Source organism: Kitasatospora sp. NPDC053308 (assembly GCF_055585785.1).
In genome coordinates, this window is sequence record NZ_JBVJJY010000006.1 from 212,723 (window position 1) to 233,072 (window position 20,350).

General features: G+C 72.8%; 15 protein-coding genes and 1 tRNA gene. 11 read left to right on the top strand and 5 right to left on the bottom strand.

Annotation, left to right across the window (positions count from 1 at the left end):
• Positions 1-8: 8 nt before the first annotated feature.
• Positions 9-2,759: a pyruvate dehydrogenase (acetyl-transferring), homodimeric type gene (gene aceE / locus ACZ6Y7_RS16420; protein ID WP_465758553.1), complete on the bottom strand. Its 2,751-nt coding sequence runs from the start codon at positions 2,757-2,759 to the stop codon at positions 9-11.
• Between the two features lie 517 nt (positions 2,760-3,276).
• On the opposite strand from aceE, the gene ACZ6Y7_RS16425 reads away from it, so the two are divergent.
• The 5 genes from ACZ6Y7_RS16425 to ACZ6Y7_RS16445 all read left to right on the top strand — a co-directional run bounded on the left by ACZ6Y7_RS16425 (position 3,277) and on the right by ACZ6Y7_RS16445 (position 7,700).
• Positions 3,277-3,714 carry a DUF3052 domain-containing protein gene (locus ACZ6Y7_RS16425; protein WP_465758554.1) on the top strand — a complete coding sequence of 146 codons (438 nt, stop codon included), beginning with the start codon at positions 3,277-3,279 and terminating at the stop codon, positions 3,712-3,714.
• Between the two features lie 352 nt (positions 3,715-4,066).
• Complete coding sequence (locus ACZ6Y7_RS16430) at positions 4,067-4,525, top strand: peroxiredoxin (RefSeq protein ID WP_465758555.1); 459 nt, start codon at positions 4,067-4,069, stop codon at positions 4,523-4,525.
• A gap of 381 nt (positions 4,526-4,906) precedes the next feature.
• A complete protein-coding gene (locus ACZ6Y7_RS16435; RefSeq protein WP_402216004.1) occupies positions 4,907-5,482 on the top strand; it encodes a TerD family protein in 576 nt (191 codons plus the stop codon).
• A gap of 398 nt (positions 5,483-5,880) precedes the next feature.
• Entirely contained in the window at positions 5,881-6,459 is a 579-nt protein-coding gene (locus ACZ6Y7_RS16440; protein ID WP_465758556.1) for a TerD family protein, read from the top strand.
• A gap of 146 nt (positions 6,460-6,605) precedes the next feature.
• On the top strand, positions 6,606-7,700 hold the full coding sequence (locus ACZ6Y7_RS16445; protein WP_465758557.1) for a DUF475 domain-containing protein: 1,095 nt from the start codon (positions 6,606-6,608) through the stop codon (positions 7,698-7,700).
• Positions 7,701-7,890: 190 nt separating this feature from the next.
• Here ACZ6Y7_RS16445 and ACZ6Y7_RS16450 read toward each other — a convergent pair whose 3' ends face one another.
• Complete coding sequence (locus ACZ6Y7_RS16450) at positions 7,891-9,099, bottom strand: DUF2637 domain-containing protein (RefSeq protein ID WP_465758558.1); 1,209 nt, start codon at positions 9,097-9,099, stop codon at positions 7,891-7,893.
• Positions 9,100-9,614: 515 nt separating this feature from the next.
• Here ACZ6Y7_RS16450 and ACZ6Y7_RS16455 point away from each other — a divergent pair.
• Positions 9,615-10,367, top strand: a complete 753-nt coding sequence (locus tag ACZ6Y7_RS16455; protein WP_465758559.1) for a Tellurium resistance — start codon at positions 9,615-9,617, stop codon at positions 10,365-10,367.
• A 116-nt stretch (positions 10,368-10,483) separates the two neighbouring features.
• On the opposite strand, the gene ACZ6Y7_RS16460 is transcribed toward ACZ6Y7_RS16455, so the two are convergent.
• Positions 10,484-11,734 carry a TerD family protein gene (locus ACZ6Y7_RS16460; protein ID WP_465758560.1) on the bottom strand — a complete coding sequence of 417 codons (1,251 nt, stop codon included), beginning with the start codon at positions 11,732-11,734 and terminating at the stop codon, positions 10,484-10,486.
• 369 nt (positions 11,735-12,103) lie between these two features.
• On the opposite strand from ACZ6Y7_RS16460, the gene ACZ6Y7_RS16465 reads away from it, so the two are divergent.
• The 3 genes from ACZ6Y7_RS16465 (at position 12,104) to ACZ6Y7_RS16475 (ending at position 17,145) form a co-directional block, all read left to right on the top strand.
• Positions 12,104-13,309 (top strand): HpcH/HpaI aldolase/citrate lyase family protein, encoded by a 1,206-nt coding sequence (locus tag ACZ6Y7_RS16465; RefSeq protein ID WP_465758561.1) that lies wholly within the window; start codon positions 12,104-12,106, stop codon positions 13,307-13,309.
• Between the two features lie 258 nt (positions 13,310-13,567).
• On the top strand, positions 13,568-16,318 hold the full coding sequence (locus ACZ6Y7_RS16470) for a phosphoribosyltransferase (protein WP_465758562.1): 2,751 nt from the start codon (positions 13,568-13,570) through the stop codon (positions 16,316-16,318).
• The gene (locus ACZ6Y7_RS16475; protein WP_465758563.1) at positions 16,318-17,145 is read left to right on the top strand and encodes an HAD family hydrolase; all 828 of its coding nucleotides are present in this window, start codon (positions 16,318-16,320) and stop codon (positions 17,143-17,145) included. The genes ACZ6Y7_RS16470 and ACZ6Y7_RS16475 overlap by 1 nt, the downstream gene beginning before the upstream one ends.
• Before the next feature lie 113 nt (positions 17,146-17,258).
• On the opposite strand, the gene ACZ6Y7_RS16480 is transcribed toward ACZ6Y7_RS16475, so the two are convergent.
• A complete protein-coding gene (locus ACZ6Y7_RS16480) occupies positions 17,259-17,483 on the bottom strand; it encodes an FmdB family zinc ribbon protein (RefSeq protein WP_465758564.1) in 225 nt (74 codons plus the stop codon).
• 189 nt (positions 17,484-17,672) lie between these two features.
• Complete coding sequence (locus ACZ6Y7_RS16485) at positions 17,673-19,043, bottom strand: coiled-coil domain-containing protein (protein ID WP_465758565.1); 1,371 nt, start codon at positions 19,041-19,043, stop codon at positions 17,673-17,675.
• Between the two features lie 162 nt (positions 19,044-19,205).
• On the opposite strand from ACZ6Y7_RS16485, the gene ACZ6Y7_RS16490 reads away from it, so the two are divergent.
• Positions 19,206-19,277, top strand: a tRNA-Val gene (locus tag ACZ6Y7_RS16490).
• Between the two features lie 319 nt (positions 19,278-19,596).
• Complete coding sequence (locus ACZ6Y7_RS16495; RefSeq protein WP_465758566.1) at positions 19,597-20,301, top strand: VIT1/CCC1 transporter family protein; 705 nt, start codon at positions 19,597-19,599, stop codon at positions 20,299-20,301.
• The last annotated feature ends 49 nt before the right edge of the window (positions 20,302-20,350 follow it).

Consider the following 20,350-nt stretch of genomic DNA (forward strand, 5'->3'; position numbering starts at 1 on the left):
CCGGCCGATCAGGCGTCGCCGCCGGCGGCGCCCGGGTCGGCCGCCGCGACGTCCAGCAGCTGGTAGCGGTCGATCGCGTCCTTCAGCGCCGAGCGGTCGATCTTGCCCTGCTTGGCGAGCTCGGTGAGCACCGCCAGGACCACCGACTGCGCGTCGATGTGGAAGAAGCGACGGGCCGCGCCACGGGTGTCGGCGAAGCCGAAGCCGTCGGCGCCCAGCGACTGGTACTGGCCCGGGACCCAGCGGGAGATCTGGTCCGGCACCGCGCGCATCCAGTCGGACACCGCGACGACCGGGCCCTCGGCACCCTGGAGCTTCTGGGTGACGTACGGCACGCGCTGCTGCTCCTCGGGGTGCAGCAGGTTGAACTCCTCGGCCTCCACCGCGTCGCGGCGCAGCTCGTTCCAGGAGGTCGCGGACCAGACGTCGGCCTTGACGTTCCACTCCTCGGCGAGGATGCGCTGGGCCTCCAGGGCCCACGGCACGGCCACGCCGGAGGCGAGGATCTGGGCCGGGATCTGGCCGGCGGTGCCCGGAGCGTACTTGTACAGGCCCTTGAGGATGCCCTCGACGTCCACGTTCTCGGGCTCGGCCGGCATCTTGATCGGCTCGTTGTACACGGTGAGGTAGTAGAAGACGTCCTCGCCGTGCGGGTGCTCGGCGCTGGAGCCGTACATCCGGCGCAGACCGTCCTGGACGATGTGCGCGATCTCGAAGCCGTACGCCGGGTCGTACGCGACGACACCGGGGTTGGTCGAGGCCAGCAGGTGCGAGTGGCCGTCGGCGTGCTGCAGGCCCTCACCGGTCAGCGTGGTGCGGCCGGCGGTGGCGCCGAGCACGAAGCCGCGGGCCAGCTGGTCGGCCATCTGCCAGAACTGGTCGCCGGTGCGCTGGAACCCGAACATCGAGTAGAAGACGTACACCGGGATCAGCGGCTCGCCGTGGGTGGCGTAGGCCGAGCCCGCGGCGATCAGCGACGCGGTGCAGCCCGCCTCGGAGATGCCGTCGTGCAGCATCTGGCCGGTCGGGGACTCCTTGTAGGCGAGGAGCAGGTCCCGGTCGACCGACTCGTAGGTCTGGCCGAGCGGGTTGTAGATCTTCGCCGACGGGAAGAGCGAGTCCATGCCGAAGGTGCGGTACTCGTCCGGCGCGATCGGCACGAAGCGGTTGCCGATGCCCTTGTCCCGCATGAGGTCCTTGAGCAGCCGGACGAACGCCATGGTCGTGGCGATGGTCTGGTTGCCGGAACCCTTCTTGACCGCCTTGTACGCGTCGTCGCCGGGCAGTTCCAGCTTCCGCGGGCGGACCTTGCGGGTCGGCACGTAGCCGCCGAGCTCCTGCCGGCGGTCGTGCATGTACTGGATCTCCTCCGAGTCGCGGCCCGGGTGGTAGTAGGGCGGGTAGCCCTCCTCGAGCTGCTTGTCGGTGATCGGCAGGTGTAGCCGGTCGCGGAAGCGCTTCAGGTCCTCGACCGTCAGCTTCTTCATCTGGTGGGTGGCGTTGCGGCCCTCGAAGTTGGGGCCCAGCGTCCAGCCCTTGACCGTCTGGGCGAGGATGACCGTCGGCTGGCCCTTGTGCTCGCGGGCCGCCTTGAACGCCGCGTAGATCTTCTTGTGGTCGTGGCCGCCGCGACCCAGGTGCTGGATCTGCTGGTCGGTCATGCTCTCGACCATCTTGCGCAGGCGCAGGTCGGAGCCGAAGAAGTGCTCGCGGATGTACGCGCCGGACTCGGTGGCGTAGGTCTGGAACTGGCCGTCCACCGTGGTGTTCAGCTTGTTGACCAGGACGCCGTCGCGGTCCTGCGCGAGCAGCGGGTCCCAGCTGCGGTCCCAGATGAGCTTGATCACGTTCCAGCCGGCGCCCCGGAACTGGGACTCCAGCTCCTGGATGATCTTGCCGTTGCCGCGGACCGGGCCGTCGAGGCGCTGCAGGTTGCAGTTCACCACGAAGGTCAGGTTGTCCAGGCCCTCGCGGGCGGCCAGGGAGAGCTGGCCGAGCGACTCGGGCTCGTCCATCTCGCCGTCGCCGAGGAAGGCGTACACCTGCGAGTCGGAGGTGTCCTTGATGCCGCGGTGCTCCAGGTAGCGGTTCATCCGGGCCTGGTAGATCGCGCCGAGGGGGCCGAGGCCCATCGAGACGGTCGGGAACTCCCAGAAGTCCGGCATCAGCCGCGGGTGCGGGTAGCTGGACAGGCCGTACGGGGCCTTCGACTTCTCCTGGCGGAACGCGTCGAGCTGCTGCTCGGTGAGTCGGTCCAGCAGGAAGGCGCGGGCGTAGATGCCGGGGGAGGCGTGGCCCTGGAAGAAGATCTGGTCGCCGGACTCGCCCTCGGCGTCCTTGCCGCGGAAGAAGTAGTTGAAGCCGACGTCGTAGAGCGACGCGGAAGAGGCGAAGGTGGCGATGTGGCCACCGACGCCGATGCCCGGGCGCTGCGCCCGGGAGACCATGACGGCCGCGTTCCATCGCGTCGCGTTCAGGATCCTGCGCTCGATCTCCTCGTTGCCGGGGAAGAACGGCTCGTCCTTGGTGGCGATGGTGTTGACGTAGTCCGTGCTGCGCATCTCGGGCACGGCGACACGCTTCTCGCGGGCGCGCTCGATCAGCCGCAGCATCAGGTAACGGGCACGCTCACGCCCCCGCTCGTCGATGGCCGCATCGAGCGACTCCAGCCATTCCGCGGTCTCCTCGGGATCGAAGTCCGGGACCTGACTCGGAAGGCCGCCAATGATGATCGGGTTGCGATCGGATCCGGAAGCCACGCTGTTCCTTCACTGTCGGTCGAAACTGAGGTGTGTCGCGCCGCCTCCATCGTGCTACCGCGCTCGGAGATCCGTCATCTCTACCGATCGGTAACCGTTCCGCCTGGTGGGCGGGCCGGTCTGGCGGTGCGCTGCGCGGGCGTCTTCGTCCGCTCGCACACCCCCGGGTGTTACGAAAAGAGGTGGTCCGACCTGGTGTCCCGTCCGCCCGATGGCGGGCGGCCGGGGTGAGGGCCAACAGGAGACTCTACGCCCGCGCACGCGCGGACCCCGAATGCCGTTCGCATCTCGGGCACGCGTGCGGCCTGTGGGCCGGGACCACCCGAAGCATCCTTGTCCCACGCAGAGAAGGGCAAATCGGTGTGATTCCCGACACGTGGAAGCGGCGTGTCCCGGTGCGACACGTCAACCTTTGGAGGGGATCGGGGGTCGGGTACTTGCGCGAACCGCCGCGCCCGTGTGGACTACGGCCACAGCCTCGGCACGGACGCCGAGCCGAATACTGGAGGTTATTCCCGTGAGCGCGACCGCGGACCCCGCGGACAAGTCCAACCCGGCAACCCGTCTGGGCTTCGAAGAGGGCCAGATCATCCAGGAGCTGGGGTACGACGAAGACACTGACCAGGACCTCCGCGAGGGCATCGAGGAGATCACCGGGACGGATCTCGTCGACGAGGACTACGACGACGTCGCGGACGCCGTCCTGCTGTGGCACCGCGACGATGACGGGGACCTCACGGACTCCCTCGTCGACGCCCTGGAGTACCTGGCCGAGGGCGGCATCATCTGGCTGATGACGCCCAAGACCGGGCGGGACGGCCACGTCGAGGCCTCCGAGATCAACGACGCGGCCAAGACCGCCGGCCTCTCCCAGACCAGCTCGATCAACATCGTCAAGGACTGGGCGGCCACCCGGCTCGCGACCAAGTCGACGGCGAAGCCGGGCAAGCGCTGAACGGAACCCGAAGACCCGCGCCGGGCCCCGTCGGAGTCACGCTCCGACGGGGCCCGGCGCTTTGCGGTCGCTGCTCACCGGTGGGCCCGGCCGGCCCCCTCCGGGAGTCCGGACGGGGGTTCTTCGCGCCGGGGCCGGGCCGAGGGCCGGGCTGAGAGGCCGGGCTGAGAGGCCGGGCTGAGAGGCCGGGCTGGGGGCCGGAGCGCCGCCCCGTCGCGTTCGCCCAGGGCGAAAGTGATCGGGTGCCGGGCGGGGCCGCGTCATCCGTTCGGCCGAACGGCCGTGAGGGAATGCGAGGATGAGTCCGGCCGCGCCCGCCGCGCGGCGCGGTCGCGTCAGAAAGGTCCCGCCCATGGCCGTCGAGGTCGGCACCCAGGCTCCGGACTTCGAGCTCACCAACCAGCACGGGGAGTCGGTCCGGCTCGCCGACTTCCGCGGCGAGAAGAACGTCGTCCTGGTCTTCTACCCGTTCGCCTTCACCGGCGTCTGCACCGGCGAGCTGGGCGCGATCCAGCGCGAGCTGGCCGGGCTGCAGAACGAGGACGTCCAGGTGCTCGGCCTCTCCTGCGACTCGCAGTTCTCCCAGCGCGTGCTGGCCGACCGGGAGGGTCTGGAGTTCCCGCTGCTGGCCGACTTCTGGCCGCACGGCGAGGTCACCCGGGCGTACGGCGTCCTGGACGAGGAGCGGGGCTGCCCGCTGCGCGGCACCTTCGTGATCGACCGGGCCGGCGTGGTGCGCTGGAGCGTGGTCAACGGCCTCCCGGACGCCCGGGACGAGCAGGAGTACCTCAAGGTCCTCGCCGGGCTCTGAGCCGCCCGGCCGACGCCTCGTGCCGGCGCCTCGTGCCGACGCCTCGTGCCGACGCCTCGTGCCGGCGCCTCGTGCCGACGCGGGGCGTCTGGGCGCCGGGCGGGGGTGCGGCGCGGGGCGGGGGCGATGGGGGCGTCGGCCCGCGGCGCGGGGAGATGGGGCGTCGGCCCGGGGCGCCGGGGGTGCCGCCGCCCGTCCGCCCACGTCCGGCCGGGTGTCGAACGGCCGTGTCCGACCCGAACCGCGCTGCGGACGGGAACCGCGTACTACGCTCGGGCCGTTGGCGGAGTGGGGCGCGGGAGCCGATTCGTCTCCCGGAGTCCCGGACCGCACCACCGGGGGCACCGTGACAGGACGTGCCTCCCGATTCTTGGAGGACACGTGGGAGTCAGCCTCAGCAAGGGCGGCAACGTCTCGCTCACCAAGGAGGCCCCCGGCCTCACGGCCGTGGTCGTGGGCCTGGGCTGGGACGTCCGGACCACCACCGGCGCGGACTTCGACCTGGACGCCAGCGCACTGCTGTGCAACGCCCAGGGCAAGGTCGCCTCGGACGGCAACTTCGTGTTCTTCAACAACCTGAAGAGCCCGGACGGCTCGGTCGAGCACACCGGCGACAACCTCACCGGCGAGGGCGAGGGCGACGACGAGGCCATCAAGGTCAACCTGGCCGGCGTCCCGGCGGACGTCGAGAAGATCGTCTTCCCGGTGTCGATCTACGACGCCGAGACCCGCGGCCAGAACTTCGGCCAGGTGCGCAACGCCTTCATCCGCGTGGTGAACCAGGCTGACAACACCGAGCTGGCCCGCTACGACCTCTCCGAGGACGCCTCCACCGAGACGGCGATGGTCTTCGGCGAGCTGTACCGCAACGGCGCCGAGTGGAAGTTCCGCGCCATCGGCCAGGGGTACGCCTCCGGCCTGCGCGGCATCGCGCAGGACTTCGGCGTCAACGTCTGAGTCCTCGTCGGCGTCCTCCGGCGCCCGTCGGCGTCCTTCGGCACGCGGCGGCATCGGCATCCCGGGGCGGCCCCGGACCACTGAGGTCCGGGGCCGCCCCGGTTCCGTGCGGCGGTCGTTCGTACGATCGGGGTTCGTGCCGTCGGTGTTCGTGCGACCGCTGCTCGTACGGCTGGTGTTCGTACGCCCGGTGTCGTATGCCCGGTGTTCGTCCGGCCGGTGTTCGTACGGTCGGGCGCGGGCCGGTCGGGGGTTCGTCCGATCCGGTGCCGCGGGGGTCCGCCACGCTGCGAGGATGTGAGTTCAGGAAGTTCAGCCGACCAAAGCCGGTCGGCCGGGGGCGCGGGGCATTACACCTGGAAGGCGCGCCCCGGGAGAAGCAAGGGAGGAAGAACGTCATGGTGGTCACGCTCGCCAAGGGTGGCAACGTCTCGCTCACCAAGGCCGCGCCGAACCTGACGCAGGTCCAGATCGGCCTCGGCTGGTCCGCCCGTTCGACCACGGGCGCCCCGTTCGACCTCGACGCGAGCGCCCTGCTCTGCGGTGGCGGGCGAGTGCTCGGTGACGAGTACTTCGTCTTCTACAACAACCTCAAGAGCCCCGAGGGCTCGGTGGAGCACCAGGGCGACAACCTCACCGGCGGCGAGGACACGGGCGACGACGAGGTGGTCCTGGTCAACCTGGAGCTCGTCCCGGCCCAGGCGGACAAGGTCGTCTTCGCGGTCTCGATCTACGACGCCGAGGCGCGGCTGCAGAACTTCGGGCAGGTCCGCAACGCCTACATCCGGGTCGTCAACTCGGTCGACGGCCAGGAGATCGCCCGCTACGACCTGTCCGAGGACGCGTCCGGCGAGACCGCGATGATCTTCGGTGAGCTGTACCGCTACGGGGGCGAGTGGAAGTTCCGCGCCGTGGGCCAGGGCTACGCCTCCGGCCTGCGCGGGATCGCGCTCGACTTCGGCGTGAACGTACAGTAAGGGCGGAAATCGGACCATCGCACCCGACCCGACCATGAGAACCAAGGGCAGTGCGGGGGTGACCTGACCGGGCCGGGCCCGGTCAGGGCGTCTCGGGGACGAGGCCGCCCCCGGCACGGCCAGAACCCGAAAGGTAGCCAACTCCCGTGTTCCTCCGCACATTCGGCTGGTCGTTCGCGATCACCGTCATCGGCCTGATCGCGGCCGGCCTGATCTGGGGGGCTGAAGGCTTCGGCATCGTGCTGATCCTCTCCATCCTGGAGATCTCCCTGTCGTTCGACAACGCGGTGGTCAACGCCACGGTGTTGAAGCGGATGAACCCGTTCTGGCAGAAGATCTTCCTGACGGTGGGCGTGCTCATCGCCGTCTTCGGGATGCGACTGATCTTCCCGCTGCTGGTCGTCGGCCTCACCGCGAAGCTCGCCCCCGCGACCGTCATCGACCTCGCGCTGCACTCCGACAAGACGTACGAGGGCCTCACCTACGCCCAGTACCTGGAAGCGGCCAACCCGGCCATCGCGGCCTTCGGCGGCGTCTTCCTGCTCATGATCTTCCTCGACTTCATCTTCGAGGAGAAGGACTACAACTGGCTGTCCTGGATCGAGCGCCCGCTGGAGAAGGTCGGCAAGCTGGAGGCCTTCTCCACCGTCGTCGCCCTGGTCGCCCTGCTGCTGGCGTCCAACTTCTTCGCCGGGGAGCACGCCGAGACGGTGCTGCTCGCGGGCGTCCTCGGCCTGGTCACCTACCTCGCGGTCAACGGTCTCTCCTCGATCTTCGAGTCGGGCCTGGAGGCCGAGGAGGAGCGTGAGGAGGAGGCGGAGAAGGCCGGCAAGTCGATCGTCCAGGTCGGCGGCAAGGCCGCGTTCTTCCTGTTCCTCTACCTGGAGGTGCTGGACGCCTCGTTCTCCTTCGACGGAGTGGTGGGCGCTTTCGCCATCTCCAGTGACATCTTCCAGATCACCCTGGGCCTCGGCATCGGCGCGATGTACATCCGCTCGCTGACCGTCTTCCTGGTCCGCAAGGGCACCCTGGACGACTACGTCTACCTGGAGCACGGCGCGCACTACGCCATCGGCGCGCTGGCGGCGATCCTTCTGATCGGGATCAAGTACCACATCCCGGAGATCGTCACCGGCCTGATCGGGGTCGCCTTCATCGGGCTGGCGCTCGGCTCGTCGATCCTGCGCAACCGGCGCGAGGGCTCGGACGAGGAGCGGGAGTTGGTCGGCAGCGGGCAGTAGCCCGTACGGCGAGCGGCTTGCCGGCGAGTGCTTCGCCGGGCGAGTGGCTTGCCGGGCCGACGGCTTGCCGGCGAGTGGCTTTCCGGGCCAGTGGCTTGCCGGGCGAGTGGCTTGCCGGGCGAGTGAGAACGGCCGCCTCCGGGGTTTCCCGGGGGCGGCCGTTTCCGTTGTTCCGGCGCGGCGGCGAGCGTCAGCCGAGCTGCTGCTCGATCGCGCGCAGCTTGCGCTCCAGCGAGTCCAGCTTCGGCATCGACAGGGTGTCGTCGTCGGCCGTCAGGTCGATCGACGAGCCGCGGCGGGAGGAGCCGAGGAGGTCGGACGAGGAGGACGAGGAGGACGAGGAAGCCGACGAGGAGGGAGCGGACGTGGAGCTCGACGCGGACGCGTAGGTCGAGGGCGAGGAGTAGGAGGAGTACGAGGAGCCGACGGCGGCACGGGGGCGGCGGCCGGAGTCCAGGGCGGCGGGCTCCAGCGAGGAGGTGCCGGCCGTCGAGGTGGGCGAGGTCGAGGTGGTGGCGTCGGACCCCGTGGCTAGGGCAGGCTCCGTAGCGCTCGGGCCGTCTCCGGCAGCCGTGAGGGCGGGCACCTGGCGGCCCCCGCGGGCCCGGGCCAGCATGCCGCCGCCCTGGCGGGAGATGGCCTTCAGTTCGGCGCGCTCGCGGCGGTCGGCGGTGCGGGCGCGGGCCTTGGCGTCCAGCTTCGCCTGGCGCTCCTCGCGCACCTCCTCGACCGCCTCGTCCAGGCTGCGGACGTTCTCCAGGAGCATCAGCGACCAGGCCGCGTAGGTCTCGCGCGGGGCGCGCAGCCAGCGGACGATGCGGATCTGCGGCAGCGGGCGGGGCACCAGGCCCTGCTCGCGCAGCGCCGCCTTGCGGGTCTGCTTGAGCGCCCGGTCGAACAGGATCGCCGCCGAGATCGACATGCCGGAGAAGAACTGCGGGGCGCCGGCGTGGCCGAAGCCGCGCGGGGCGTGCACCCAGTTGAACCAGGCCGAGGCGATCGCGAACACCCAGACCAGCAGGCGGGAGCCGAGCGCGGCGTCACCGTGGCTGGCCTCGCGGACGGCGAGGACCGAGCAGAACATCGCGGCGCCGTCCAGGCCGAACGGGACGAGGTACTCCCAGCCGCCGGACAGGCCCAGGTTCTCCTTGCCGAAGCCGACCAGCCCGTGGAACGACAGCGCGGCGGCGACACCCGCACAGCAGAACAGCAGCGTGTAGGAGGAGATGCCGTAGATCATCTCCTTGCGGCGCCGACGCTCCTCGCTGCGCTCCCAGGAGTCGGTGGACTCGTCCTTCTTCGAGTTCTTGAAACGCAGCGTCGCCATCAGGACGGCGACGAACAGCAGGGCTGCGCCGCCGACGACGGTCCAGACCAGCTGTATGGAGGTCAGGTTCATTGCGGGTCGGGCCTCGGGTTTCCGAAGGGGACAGGTTCACGGTGCGACACAGGCGGTCAGGTCCCGCCGGGTGGGCACTGCCTGACGGATCGTTCGTCACCGCACGGAGTGCCGACCGCGCCCGCGCAGGGGCGGACGGGACACCTGTGCGGCTAGACGATATCGCGTCCGAAGGGGCGGCATGTTACGGGAGGGCGGTCGAACGGGGCCAATCGACCCGCCCGTTCGTCTCCGGTTCTCCCGTGGTTCGCCTGCCAGTTCGGCTCTCGGGCGGGTGGTCGGGGTGGTCGGTCGGGCCGGGGGCCGGTCCGGTCGTCCGGTTGTCTCCGCTGTCGGGCGGGTGGCGGGCTCGGCTGTCCGGTGGGCCGGCCCGGTGCCCGGTCGAGTGCCCGGTCCGTGCCCGCTCGGGATAGGGCGGGGACGGACGGGGTATCGGTCGGCCGGGCGGATGCCCGATCATTGGTCGGCGGACCGTCAGATCGCCTGGCGGGAGCCGGGGGAGGGGAGAAGCCGGGATGGTCTCGATCTGGGAGTACCTGCGCGGGGACCGGAGCTACACCTTCGACAACCCCGGCGGTCAGCACAAGGTCATACTCACCAAGTCGACCCCGCAGCACGCGATCACCGGGTCGGCCGCCACCACCGGCTACCTCTACGTCAACCTGCACTGGTCGATGCGGGCGGGCTCCGGTCGGCCGAGTACCCGGGAATCGCTCAAGCGGTTCTTCAGCCCGCGGATCCTCAGCCCGCTGGAGCCGGACTCGCCGCAGGGCAACGAGCCGATGAACGTCGACCTCGACCTCGCGTGCATGTACGAGCTCTCCGACGGCTCCACCGGCGTGGTGCAGCCGCTCGGCGGTCTCTTCGGTGACCTCCAGAAAGCGCCGTACATCAAGCTGAGCGGCGACGACCAGTACGGGGCGCCCTCGGGCGAGACGATGTACGTCAACCTGGAGAAGAAGGACAAGTTCAAGCGTCTGTTGATCTTCGTCTACATCTACGACGGCACACCGGCCTTCGAGCAGTCCCAGGCGGTCGTGACGATCGTGCCGCAGACCGGGCCGCGGATCGAGATCAAGCTGGAGGAGCGGGCCCGAGCGGCCCGGTCCTGTGCCGTGGTGCTGATCGAGAACGCGGGGGACAACCAGCTGACCGTGCGCCGCGAGGTGCGGTACGTCAACGGCTTCCAGGCCGACATCGACCGGTTGTACGGCTTCGGGATGCAGTGGCAGCGCGGTTACAAGAACCAACCGGGCGGCGGCGACTGACGCTCGTCGGGTGCCCGCCGCCCGGGTGCCCGCCGCCCGGGTGGGTGCCGTCCCGGGTGGGTGGTGTCAGCCGGCGTGTGCGGTCCCGGGCGGGTGGTGTCAGCTGACGGCTGCTGTCAGCGGGGCTGGAACTGCGGGCCCTGCGGGGGCAGGGCGAACTCCTCGCCGGTGGGCGCCGGCGGCTGGGCCGTCGGGGGCTGGGGCGGGACGGGCGGCTGCTGGCCGGTGCCGGGCTGCTGCGGGTAGCCGTAGCCGCCCGGGTGCGGCGGCTGCTGCTGCGGCGGGACGGGCTGGTTGGGCTGGGGGTAGCCGTAACCGGTGCCCGGCTGCTGCGGGTACGGCTGGGTGGGCTGCGGATAGCCGTAGCCCGCCCCGGGGTGCTGCTGCGGATAGCCGTACCCCGTGCCGGGCTGCTGCTGGGGGTAGCCGTAGCCGGTGCCGGGCTGGTGGGCCGGCGGCTGGGCGGGCGGGACCGGCGGGGCGGTCGGGGGCACCGTCGGCGGAGCCGTGGGCGGCGGCGGGGTCGGCGGCGTGGCGGGCGGGGGGCTGGCCGGGGCGCCCGTCCGTGCTCCCGTCGGGCCGCCGGTGGGGGCGGCGACCGGGGCCGGGGCGGTCGGCGCCGGGGCGGCCGGGGAGGGCGAGGGCGGCTGGGGGACGGCTGGGGCCAGGGTGAAGGTGCCCGGCTCGGGGGCGGACGAGCGCGGGTCCGGCAGCGGGGTGCTGCGCGGGTCCACGGCGCCCGTGGGCGAGGTGGTGGCCCGCGAGCCGGTGGAGGCGGGAGCCGGGGTCGGCGCCGGGGCGGGCGCGGAGTCAGCCGCCTCGTCCTCGACGGTGATGCCGAAGTCGGTGGCCAGGCCGATCAGCCCGGAGGTGTAGCCCTGGCCGATCGCCCGGAACTTCCAGGACCCGGCCCGGCGGTACAGCTCACCCGCGACCAGTGCGGTGACGCTCTCGGCGTCGCTGATCTCGAACTCGGCCAGCGCGGGTGCGCCGTCACCGGCGGTGGCGTCGAACAGCAGCAGCCGCAGGCCCGGCACCATCCGGAACGGCCCGCCCTCGGAGGAGCCGGCCAGTACCACGCGGTCCACGTCGGCGGGCAGCTTGCCGAGCTCGACCTCGATCGTGTCGGTGATCTCGGCGCCGCCGGGGGTCTGCTGCTTGGGCAGGTGGCGGACCAGGCCGGACGGGTGGCGCGGCTGGTTGTAGAAGACGAAGTCGGCGTCCGAACGGACCCTGCCGTCGGCGCCGAGCAGCAGCGCGGACGCGTCCACGTCCGGCGCACCGGGCGCGGCGCTCCAGCGCAGCACGGCGCGGACCGCCGCCGCCGGCAGTGCGATGTTGGCGCCCTTGGCCATCACGTGCGTCATAGCGGACCATCCTGCCTGTTCGCCACCCCTTCGGACAACGTGACCGGACCGGTCCGCGCCGTGGTGGACTTTGCCAAGACTTGCGCTTCGCGGGGTTTGCCGATGCAACCCCCGTGATCGACCAAGTGGACCGGGATGTTCCGGGAGTTCAGTGCCGGGGAACCGGGGACGGCCGGATCCCGTCCGTACGATGGGCGGTCGAGAGGCCCGCCGGGGGTTCGGCAGAGGGGCGCCGACCGGTTCGCACGGCGGGCGTCGACGGCCCGGTGGGACGGCGCCGGCCCGGTAGGACGGTGTCCACCCGGGGGCGGCGCCGGGGGCGTCCACGGCACGGGCCGCAGGCCCGTTCACTTCCTGGAGGAGAGCACCTTGCGCCATTTCGGCCACCTCGCCGAGGACGTACGCGGCCGACTCTTCCTGGAGCAGCCGCGCCCCTTCACCGCGCGCAGCGGGCCCGAAGTGCTCGCCACCGCGCTCGGCGGCACCCTCTACAGCCCCGCCACCAGGCCCGCCCTGGCCGCCGACATCCGCAAACAGGCAGCTCGCGGCGTGGTGTCGATGGTGCTCTGCCTGGAGGACGCGATCGCCGACCACGAGGTGGGCGCCGGGGAGCGGAACCTGGTCGATCAGTTGACTGACTTGGTCAAGGACTTCACCGACTGCACACAGGGCCATCCATTGCTCTTCATCAGAGTCCGCACGGCCTCCCAGATCCTCGACCTGGCCGAGCGCCTCGGACCGGCCGTCGAGCTGCTCAGCGGCTTCGTGCTGCCGAAGTTCACCCCGGAGAACGGCGCCGACTACCTGGCCGCGCTCGCCTCCGCCGAGGCCGCGACCGGACGGCGGCTGTTCGCCATGCCCGTCCTGGAATCGCCCCAGCTCGCCCACCTGGAGACCCGGCGTGAGCAGCTCTTCGGCATCGCCGAACTGCTCGCCGGGCACCGGGAACGGGTGCTCGCCGTCCGGCTCGGCGTCACCGACCTCTGCTCCGCGTACGGCCTGCGGCGCTCGCCCGACCTCACCGCGTACGACGTCGCGCTGGTCGCGGCGGTGATCGGGGACGTGGTCAACGTGCTCGGCCGGGCGGACGGCACCGGGTACACCGTCACCGGACCGGTCTGGGAGTACTTCCCGGTGCAGGAGCGCATGTTCAAGCCGCAGCTGCGCCGCACCCCGTTCGCCGGGGCCTCGCTCACGGCCGCCGGGACGGTCCGGGCCTCCGGCGAGGAGATCCGCCGGCGGATCATCGAGCACGACCTGGACGGGCTGATCCGCGAGGTCGAACTCGACCGGGCCAACGGCCTGCTCGGCAAGACCTGCATCCACCCCAGCCACGTGCCCGCCGTGCACGCCCTGTCGGTGGTCACGCACGAGGAGTACTGCGACGCCCGGGACATCCTCCGGCAGGAGCAGGACGGGGGCGGGGTGCTGCGCTCGGCGTACACCAACAAGATGAACGAGGCCAGGCCGCACCGGGCCTGGGCGGAGCGGGTACTGCTGCGGGCGGAGGTGTTCGGGGTGGCCAGGGAGGACGTGAGCTTCGCCGAGCTGTTGGCGGCCTGTCTGTGCGGGTGAGGTTGGGCCGCCGAGCGGGCGGGCGGGCGAGGTTGGGGCGCCTGTGTGTGCGGGTGAGGTTGGGTCTCCGAGCGGGCGGGCGGGTGGGTGGCCGGTGAGGCCGGGGCGCCGAGCGGGTGGGTGGGCGGGGCTGCGCGGCCGATTCCCCGGGGGAGCGGGGCCTGTTCGTGCGGCCGAGGCCGGCCCGTTCCTCCCAGTTCCCGTACGACCGATAAGACGAACGAACGCACCGACGCACCACCGAAAGCAGGACCAGCAGTGACAGTGACACCGCAGACGTGGACCGGACGATGGGTCGCCGACCGGGCCGGGATCGTGCTGACCGGCTCCGAGCGCCTCCCCGAACTCGTCGGCCTCGCGCTCCGGGAGAACGGCAAGCGCGCCCACCTGCTGGTCTCCAACGTGCTCGGCAAGCACGTGCCGCAGCTCCCCTCGGTGGTCCACGGCGCCGGGGTCGACCTCGGTCGGCGCGTCCGCGAGCTGCTCGGCGAGGCGGCGGCCGCCCGGGCCGTCGTACTCGGCTACGCGGAGACCGCCACCGGCCTCGGCCACAGCGTCGCCGACGGACTCGACGCCCCCTACCTGCACTCCACCCGCCGTCCGGTGCCCGGGCTGACCCCGCTCGGCGGCTTCGAGGAGGAGCACTCGCACGCCACCTCGCACCTGCTGCTCCCCGCCGACCCCGGACTCCTGGCCGGGGACGGGCCGCTGGTGCTGGTGGACGACGAGTTCTCGACCGGGCGGACGGTGCTCAACACCATCCGCGAACTGCACGCCCGCCACCCCCGCGACCACTACGTCGTGGTCGCCCTGGTCGACCTGCGCTCCGCCGCAGACCGGAACACGCTCGACGAGGCCGCCGCCGAACTCGGCGCCCGGCTCGACCTGGTCGTCACCGCCAGCGGCGGCGTCGAGCTGCCCGAGGACCTGCCGGCCCGGGCCGAGCGGCTGATCGCCGAGGCGACGGGCGGGAGCGCGGCCTCTCCGGCGGACACCGCCGGGCAGGGGCCCGCCCCCGCGCCGCTGGTCCGGGTCGCGCTGGACTGGCCCGTCGGGCTCCCGGACGGCGGCCGGCACGGCTTCACCGTCCACGACCGCGCCCGGCTGGACGCCGCGCTGCCCCGGCTGTCCGGGCAGCTGGCCGAGGCACTGCCCGCCGGGGCGCGGCGGGTGCTGGTGCTCGGCTTCGAGGAGCTGATGTACACGCCGCTGCGCCTGGCCGAAGCCCTCGCCGAGCGCCTCGGCGACGACCGAGTCCGCTACTCCACCACCACCCGCTCGCCCGTCCTGGCAGTGGACGACCCCGGCTACGCCATCCGCACCCGGCTGGTCTTCCCCGCCCACGACGACCCGCAGGACGACGCCTCGCGCGAGCGCTACGCGTACAACGTCGCCCCCGGCAGCGACCCGGCTCGGCGCTTCGACGCGGTGGTGCTGGTGGTCGACGACCTCGCCGACACCCCGGCGTTGCACGAGGGCGAGCGGGCACTGCTCGGGCAGCTGCGGGGGGTGACGGACCGGGTGGTGCTCGCGGTGGTGCCGTCGCACCGGCCGGTGCCGGTGGCGGGGGCGGTGGGGGCTCCGGCGGCGGCGTCCGCGGGGGTTCCGGTGGGGGCGGCGTCGGCGGGGGAGGTGGCGGCGGCATCCGCTTCCGAGTCGGCGCTGGCCGTGCCGTCGCTGCCCGTGCGGTCGCTGCCCGTGCCGCTGTACGGGCCGGGGTTCTCGTCGTACCGCGCCGAGGAAGTGGCCTGGTTGCTGAAGGACCTCTCCGGGGTCGCGCTGGAGGCGCCCACCGAAGAGCGCGAGGAGGCCGTCCAGAGCGGCGGTGCGCACTACGCGGAGTCGCTGCCGGTCGAGTACCAGCCCAGCGCCGACTACCAGGAGCTGTTCCACCAGGCGCTGAACGGCTCCTCCCGTCGGATCGCGCTCGCCGTCGGCACCGTCGCCGAGACGCTGCTGCGCGAGCGCGGTCCCGAGCTGGTGCTCGCCTCGCTGGCCCGGGCCGGCACACCCGTCGGCATCCTGATCCGCCGCTGGCTGGCGTTCGCCCACGGCCTGTCCGTACCGCACTACGCGGTCTCGATCGTGCGCGGCCGGGGCATCGACCCCGTCGCGCTGCGCTACCTGGCCGCACACCACCGCGCCGCGGACGTGGTCTTCGTGGACGGCTGGACGGGCAAGGGCGCGATCACCCGCGAACTCGCCGACGCCTTGGCCGGCACCGGCTTCGACCCCGGGCTCGCGGTCCTCGCCGACCCGGGCCGCTGCGTCCGAACGTACGGCACCCGGGACGACTTCCTGATCCCGTCCGCCTGCCTCAACTCCACGGTGTCCGGGCTGGTTTCGCGCACCGTCCTGCGGGCCGGCCTGATCGGGCCGGACGACTTCCACGGGGCCAAGCACTACGCCGAGCTGGCCGGGAGCGACGTCTCCGCGGTCTTCCTGGACGCCGTGGCCGCCTGCTTCGAGGAGGTGCGGGAAACCGCGGTCGAGGGCGCCGACCGGCTGGCCGCCGACCCGGACCGGACGCCGGACTGGGCCGGTTGGGCCGCCGTCGAGCGGATCAGCGCCGAGTACGGCATCGACAACGTCAACCTGGTCAAGCCCGGGGTCGGGGAGACCACCCGGGTGCTGCTGCGCCGCGTGCCCTGGCGGATCCTCGCCCGGCGCGGGGCGGGCGCGGACCTGGACCACGTCCGGCTGCTGGCCGCCCAGCGCGGGGTCGAGGTCGAGGAGGTGGACGGCCTGCCGTACACCTGCGTCGGCCTGATCCACCCCCGCTACAGCCGCGGGGCGACCGGGGCCGACGGGCGGTCGGCGGTGGCCGGGGGCGGGGCGGCTGCGGAGCGGTCGGCGGTGTCCGAGCGGCTGGCGGTGTCGGACGGGCCTGCGGTATCCGAAGGGGCTGCGGTGTCCGAAGGGGCTGCGGTGTCCGAAGGGGCTGAAGTGTCGAGACGGACCGAAGTGGCCGGAGGGACTGGGGTGTTCGTTACGGGGAGGGAATCCTGATGGGTGTTCTGGTGGCCAGCGATCTCGACCGGACGCTGATCTACTCCGACCGGGCCCTCGCCCTGGACGTCCCCGACGGGCTGGCGCCGCGGCTGCTCTGCGTCGAGGTGTACCAGGGGCGGCCGCTGTCCTTCATGACCGAACGGGCCGCCGGGCTGCTGGCCGATCTCGCCCGGCAGACCCGCTTCGTCCCCTCCACCACCCGGACGCCGGAGCAGTACGGGCGGGTCAAGTTGCCCGGGCCGACGCCGGGTTGGGTCCCCGAGTACGCGATCTGCGCCAACGGCGGGCAGCTGCTGGTGGACGGCGTTCCGGACCCGGACTGGCGCACCGAGATCACCGCGCGGATCGCCGCCGACTCGGCCCCGCTGGAGGAGGTCGTCCGGCGGCTCGCGGTGTGCGCCGACCCGGAGTGGACGCACAAGCGGCGCATCGCCGACGAGCTGTTCGCCTACCTGGTGGTCGAGCGCGCCGCCCTGCCGACGGGCTGGCTGGAGGAGCTCACCGGCTGGTGCGCCGAGCGCGGCTGGGCGGTCTCGCTGCAGGGCCGCAAGGTGTACGCCGTACCGGCGCCGCTCACCAAGAGCGCCGCGCTCGCCGAGGTCGTGAAGCGCTGCGGGGCCACCACCGTGCTCGCCGCCGGGGACTCGCTGCTCGACGCGGACCTGCTGCTCGCGGCGGACGCGGGCTGGCGGCCCGGGCACGGCGAACTCGCCGACAGCGGCTGGACGGCCCCCGGCGTCACCGCCCTCGCGGAGGTGGGGGTGACGGCCGGGGAGGAGATCGTCCGGCGCTTCCTGGCGGGGGTCGTGGCGGGTCAGCCCTGACGGGTCGCCCCCCGGGCCTCGGGCGGGGGTGGGCCCCCGGGCTCTGAGCGCGGGTCGGCCCTCGGGCTCTGAGCCCCGGGGTTCGGGCGGCGTGCCGGCGGGGTCGGTCGGGATCAGCCGCAGCAACCGCCGCCGCAGCAGCCGCCTCCACCCCCGCCCCCGGCGGCCGGGCTCGGCCGGGAGGCGGCGGTCGCGCCGGTGACGGCGACGGTGGACAGCAGCTTCACGGTGTCCTCGTGGCCCTGCGGGCAGACGGCGGGGTCGTTGGCCTGCGCCATCGGGCGGCGGAGCTCGAAAGTGGCGCCGCAGGAACGGCAGCGGAAGTCGTAGCGTGGCATACCCGCAGGGTACCGAGCGGGCCCGTCCGGGCGCCCGCCCTCCCGACTGCTGGGGGCTGTTCCTCGTGGTGGCGGTCTTCGCGGTGGCCGTTCCTTGCGGTCACCTGGGCCGGCGCTGGCCGCCCCTGGCGCTGGTCGTCCCCATCGGTGGTCGTTCCTCTCGGTTGCCCGCCCTATCGGTGGCCGTCCCTATCGGTGGCCGCCCAGGTCGCCGCGGATCAGCCCGATCACCCGCGCCGCCGTCTCCCGTACCGCCGCCAGCTCGGTGAGGAAGGCCCAGTAGTCGGGGTGCCGGCCCGCCGCCTCCAGGGTGGCGACCGCGCGGTCCAGCCGGGCCACCGCCTCGTCCAGCGGGGCGGCGTGCCGCGGGTCCGGCGCGCTGCGCCCGGCCATCGCCAGCCGCTGCGCGTCCCGGATCGCGAAGCGGGTGCGCTCGATCTCCCGGTGGGGGTCGTGCTGCACCTCGTTCAGCTGCCGCAGCCGGTCGTTCACCACCGCCACCGAGCCGTCCGCGGTCTCCAGCAACGCGCGGACCGTACCGATCGCTGCGGTGGCGTCCGCCCAGCGCTGCTCGTCCCGGGCCCGGGCGGCCTCGGCGAGCTTGCGCTCGGCGGCGCGCCCGGTCTCGGCGACCTGGTCCGGCACCCGCTGCAGGTCCTGCCAGCAGGCGGTGCTGAACCGGCGGCGCAGCTCGCTGAGGGCGGGCTCGACCGTCGCGGCCTTGGTCTCCAGCGCCTGGATCCTGGTCCGCAGGCTCGCCACCCGCCGGTCGATCTCCCGTGCCCGCTCCGGCAGCTGCCCGGCATCGGCGGCGATCGCCTCGGCGCGCTGCTTCACGTCCTCGGCACGCTGCAGGGTGGCGGCCACCCCGTGCCGGGCCGGCCCCTCGTTCAGCCGGCCGAGCTCCGGCGCCAGCTCGGCCAGCCGGGCCGCCAGGTCGTCCGCCCGCAGGCCGGCGCCGCGCGCCTCGTCCAGCGCGTTGGAGGCCGTGAGCAGCGCGCGCTTGGCCTGCTCGACCGCCGGGGTGACGCGCATCAGCTGCTGCTCGGCATGCTCGACCGTCGGCTGCAGCCGGCGCAGGAAGTCGTTCAACTCGGCGCGCGCGGAGCCGAGCTGGCCCTTCACGTCCTCCAGCCGGTGCTTGGCCTGCGCGGCCGCCCCGACGTCCAGGGCCTCGCTGTCCAGGTTGTGGGCGTCCAGCGCGCTCAGGTAGTTCACGGTGACCTGGTCGACCCGTCCGGAGATCGCCGCCAGGTCGGCCAGCGCCCGCTGCGCCGTCGGCCCGTCCTCGGCCGCCCGGACGGTCTCCAGCGCGAGCTGCACCTCGCGCTGGGTCTCCTCCAGCTCGTAGAACGCCTCCTGCGCCGCGGCCCTGGCCTCCCTGGCCCCCGCCCGTACGCCCTCACCACCGCCGCGCCGACCCCACCAGCCACCGTTCCCGGCCGACGCCAGGCCGACCGCGCCCAGCGCACCCGCCAGCACCACGGGCAGCACCAGCGCGTCCGCCAGCGCACTCCCCGCCCGACGCCGCCCCCGCCCGCTCCCGCCGGCACCCGTCACTGCGCGCTCCCTGCTCCGACCCGCTGATCCGCCCCCATTCTCCCCGATCACCCCGCCGGCCCGTCACCCCCTCCCACCCCTCCCGTCCCGCGCCCGGCCCCCACCACCCCCCGGGACCAGGTACCCTAGGCACTCGTCGTGCGCCCACCGGGCCACGCACGGGGGCGCGTAGCTCAGCGGTAGAGCGCTGCTCTTACAAAGCAGATGTCGGCGGTTCGAAACCGTCCGCGCCCACAGCTGAACCGAGGGCCGGTCCGGGAGATGCGTCTCCCGGACCGGCCCTCGGTCGTTTCCGGGGATGTTCGGCGGCTCTCATCTCCTGAAAACCTCCCGCACGATCATGCCCGTTGGTCCGTGGTGGTCCGGGCGCCTGCGGGCCGCCCCCGGTCGGAACGGGCGGCGGAGCTGGGGGAGGGAGCAGGGGCGCCGGCGTGGGTGCCGGAGCGGAGCCTGTTCGCCGACGACGGGCGGGGTGCCGGGTTGGCGGGGGCGTGGGGGGTAGGTGAGGATCGGGAGGAACCCGTGAGTGTGGATGCCTGAGGGCGGTGGACGGATGGCTGAGCAGGTCGGGGAGTCGCGGGCGGAGTTGTCGGCGCGGCTGAACTGGTTGCGGGCGGCGGTGCTGGGGGCCAACGACGGGGTGGTGTCGACGGCGGGCATCGTGACCGGGGTGGCGGGGGCGAGCGGTTCGCGGACCGCGTTGCTGGCGGCGGGGGTGGCCGGGCTGTTGGCCGGGGCGATGTCGATGGCGGCGGGGGAGTACGTGTCGGTCAGCACCCAACGGGACACCGAGCGGGCCGCGTTGGCGAAGGAGCGGCGGGAACTCGCGGAGGACCCGGAGGGGGAGCTCGACGAACTCACCGACTACTACCGGGGCAGCGGGCTGACGGACGACCTGGCCCGGGACGTGGCGGTGGCGCTGACCGAGCGGGACGCGCTCGGGGCCCACGCGCAGACCGAACTCGGCATCGACCCCGAGGCGTTGACGAATCCGTGGGAGGCCGCTCTGGCCAGCGCCGCCGCGTTCACGCTGGGCGCGTTGGTGCCGCTGCTGGCGGTGCTGCTGCCGCCGGAGTCGTGGCGGCTGGCGGTGACGGTGGTGTCGGTGGTGGCCGCGCTCACCCTGTCGGGCTGGGCGAGCGCCCGGTTGGGCGGGGCGGGGCCGGCGCGGGCGGTGGCGCGCAACGTCGCGGGCGGGCTGCTGGCGATGGCGGTGACGTACAGCGGTGGTGTGCTGCTGGACCGGTTCACGGGTTGACCGGTCCACCGGTTCACCGGCGGAATGCGGCCGGGCTCGACAGGCGGGG

Excerpts from the sequence above, each read along its gene's own strand:
- ACZ6Y7_RS16430 (WP_465758555.1), top strand. The coding sequence starts at position 4,067 with ATGGCCGTCGAGGTCGGCACCCAGGCTCCGGACTTCGAGCTCACCAAC.
- ACZ6Y7_RS16440 (WP_465758556.1), top strand. The coding sequence starts at position 5,881 with ATGGTGGTCACGCTCGCCAAGGGTGGCAACGTCTCGCTCACCAAGGCC.
- ACZ6Y7_RS16450 (WP_465758558.1), bottom strand. The coding sequence starts at position 9,099 with ATGAACCTGACCTCCATACAGCTGGTCTGGACCGTCGTCGGCGGCGCA.
- ACZ6Y7_RS16455 (WP_465758559.1), top strand. The coding sequence starts at position 9,615 with ATGGTCTCGATCTGGGAGTACCTGCGCGGGGACCGGAGCTACACCTTC.
- ACZ6Y7_RS16460 (WP_465758560.1), bottom strand. The coding sequence starts at position 11,734 with ATGACGCACGTGATGGCCAAGGGCGCCAACATCGCACTGCCGGCGGCG.
- ACZ6Y7_RS16475 (WP_465758563.1), top strand. The coding sequence starts at position 16,318 with ATGGGTGTTCTGGTGGCCAGCGATCTCGACCGGACGCTGATCTACTCC.
- ACZ6Y7_RS16480 (WP_465758564.1), bottom strand. The coding sequence starts at position 17,483 with ATGCCACGCTACGACTTCCGCTGCCGTTCCTGCGGCGCCACTTTCGAG.
- ACZ6Y7_RS16495 (WP_465758566.1), top strand. The coding sequence starts at position 19,597 with ATGGCTGAGCAGGTCGGGGAGTCGCGGGCGGAGTTGTCGGCGCGGCTG.